The sequence below is a fragment of the Acetobacter sp. DmW_125128 genome (genome assembly GCF_008704325.1).
GTDB classification, from domain to species: Bacteria; Pseudomonadota; Alphaproteobacteria; order Acetobacterales; family Acetobacteraceae; genus Acetobacter; species Acetobacter oryzifermentans.
Genome location: NZ_VHOP01000084.1, coordinates 1 through 820, shown reverse-complemented (window position 1 = coordinate 820; position 820 = coordinate 1). Strand labels below are relative to the sequence as shown.

1 protein-coding gene is annotated in these 820 nt (G+C 57.2%); it reads right to left on the bottom strand.

Annotation, left to right across the window (positions count from 1 at the left end):
- On the bottom strand, positions 1-744 hold a 744-nt coding region (locus FKW19_RS15010; RefSeq protein ID WP_150225431.1), incomplete at its 3' end, for an IS5-like element IS1031D family transposase.
- Positions 745-820 lie beyond the last annotated feature (76 nt).

Below are 820 nucleotides of genomic sequence, written 5' to 3'. Positions count from 1 at the left end.
GTCTTTGGCGAGCCGCCTGCAGCGACCGAGCCAGGCGAATGTTCGTTCGACCACCCAGCGGCGAGGCAGGATTTCAAAGCCCTTGGCTGTGTCTGATCGCCTGATGATTTCGACCGTCCATTTTCCCATGCTGGCGAGCGCGGATCGCAGTTTATTACCGGCATAGCCGCCATCGGCGAAGATGTGGCGCAGCCAGGGAAAGCGCCTGCGTATTGCCGCCAGGACATCGACAGCCCCGTCACGATCCTGAATGTCAGCGGCATGAACAAGGAGGAAGATCAGGAAGCCGCAGGTATCCGTCAGAATATGGCGCTTGCGACCTTTGACCTTCTTTCCAGCGTCATAACCGGAAATTCCACCACTTTCCGTGGTTTTCACCGACTGGCTATCAATCACGCCCGCGCTCGGGGAGGCCTCACGCCCTTCGATCTCCCGCAGGTTCATGACCAGTACCGTGTTCATCGCTTCGAACAGTCCGGCATCACGCCATGCGTAAAAGTAGCGCCTGACGGTCGAGACCGGTGGAAAGCATTTCGGCAGCAGACGCCACGCACACCCACCCGAGGCGATATAGAGTATCGCGTTTACAACCTCGCGCATATCCGCCGTGCGAGGCCGTCCGCCCCGTTTCGCCGGGGGCACGAACGGCATAATCAAAGCCCACTCGGCATCCGTCATATCCGATGGATATCGCAATCCCTCCCGGCTATGTTCGTGTCGGGCAATACCAGTCCATGCCACTATTCACTCCATCTCTTCGCAAAGACGAATGAATCACAACATGCTGGTATTGTTCAAAAACTTTCGGATCAGGCTCTAA